This window comes from Agrococcus sp. GW821-FHT14H11 (assembly GCF_058803545.1).
The window spans coordinates 1-1842 of record NZ_JBXAPA010000019.1 but is presented as its reverse complement, the minus strand read 5'-3'; the positions used below and the strand labels follow the sequence as shown (position 1 = coordinate 1842).

The window sequence follows — 1842 nt, the reverse complement described above, 5'->3', positions numbered from 1 at the left end:
TGCTAAGAGTCCGAATCCTTGGACCGATCCCTTCGGGGTGACGTCCTTGGGCTAGCACTCGACCCTATGCTGGTGCGGCTAGCGTATTAACAGGTGTGACGCAGGAAGGTAGCAGAACCGGGCCGATGGTTGAGTCCGGGTAAGCCGTAGGGCGTGGGATAGGCAAATCCGTCCCACATACAGCCTGAGAGCTTTGCCGAACCCTAGAGGGAAGTCTGTGATCCTATGCTGCCAAGAAAAGCATCGACGCGAGGTTCAAGTCACCCGTACCCCAAACCGACTCAGGTGGTCAGGTAGAGAATACCAAGGAGATCGAGAGAATCGTGGTTAAGGAACTCGGCAAAATGCCCCCGTAACTTCGGGAGAAGGGGGGCCTGAGGCGTGACGGCACTAGCTGCCCGAGCGTTTGAAGGCCGCAGAGACCAGTGGGAAGCGACTGTTTACTAAAAACACAGGTCCGTGCTAAGACGCAAGTCGATGTATACGGACTGACGCCTGCCCGGTGCTGGAAGGTTAAGAGGAAGGGTTAGCGCAAGCGAAGCTCAGAATTTAAGCCCCAGTAAACGGCGGTGGTAACTATAACCATCCTAAGGTAGCGAAATTCCTTGTCGGGTAAGTTCCGACCTGCACGAATGGCGTAACGACTTCCCAGCTGTCTCAACCGCGAACTCGGCGAAATTGCACTACGAGTAAAGATGCTCGTTACGCGCAGCAGGACGGAAAGACCCCGTGACCTTTACTACAGCTTGGTATTGGTGTTCGGTGTGGCTTGTGTAGGATAGGTGGGAGACTGTGAAGCCCGGACGCTAGTTCGGGTGGAGTCATTGTTGAAATACCACTCTGGTCACTCTGGATATCTAACTTCGAACCGTAATCCGGTTCAGGGACAGTGCCTGGTGGGTAGTTTAACTGGGGCGGTTGCCTCCCAAAAAGTAACGGAGGCGCCCAAAGGTTCCCTCAACCTGGTTGGCAATCAGGTGTCGAGTGTAAGTGCACAAGGGAGCTTGACTGTGACAGTGACAACTGGAGCAGGGACGAAAGTCGGGACTAGTGATCCGGCAGTGGCTTGTGGAAGCGCTGTCGCTCAACGGATAAAAGGTACCTCGGGGATAACAGGCTGATCTTGCCCAAGAGTCCATATCGACGGCATGGTTTGGCACCTCGATGTCGGCTCGTCGCATCCTGGGGCTGGAGTAGGTCCCAAGGGTTGGGCTGTTCGCCCATTAAAGCGGCACGCGAGCTGGGTTTAGAACGTCGTGAGACAGTTCGGTCCCTATCCGCTGCGCGCGTTGGAAGTTTGAGAGGATCTGACCCTAGTACGAGAGGACCGGGTTGGACGAACCTCTGGTGTGTCAGTTGTTCCGCCAGGAGCACCGCTGATTAGCTACGTTCGGGATGGATAACCGCTGAAAGCATCTAAGCGGGAAGCCGGCCTCAAGATGAGACTTCCGTGCCTTCGGGCGAGAGGCTCCCAGCCAGACTACTGGGTTGATAGGCCGGATGTGGAAGTGGGGACTAAAGACCCATGAAGCTGACCGGTACTAATAAGCCGATGACTTGATAACACATATTATGAGCTTGCTGCTCGCGTCCACTTTGTGGTTCTCGATGTACGGTCGAGAACTGCAGCCCTCCGCTTCGAGCGGAGTGCTGTGCAGACTGAAACATCAACAGTGTTTCGGCGGCCATAGCGAGAGGGAAACGCCCGGTCACATTCCGAACCCGGAAGCTAAGGCTCTCAGCGCCGATGGTACTGCAGGGGGGACCCTGTGGGAGAGTAGGACACCGCCGGACTTCTTTTGGAAAGGGGCCCCAGATTCATCTGGGGCCCCTTTTTCTATG

Annotated in this window: 2 rRNA genes (1 of these 2 only partly in view); both read left to right on the top strand. The window is 55.6% G+C overall.

Features of this window, described 5'->3' with window-relative positions:
• Window positions 1-1565: ribosomal RNA gene (locus tag AC1RNL_RS13340) — 23S ribosomal RNA — on the top strand; it begins 1609 nt to the left of the window's first position.
• A gap of 112 nt (window positions 1566-1677) precedes the next feature.
• Window positions 1678-1794: ribosomal RNA gene (rrf, locus tag AC1RNL_RS13335) — 5S ribosomal RNA — on the top strand.
• Window positions 1795-1842 lie beyond the last annotated feature (48 nt).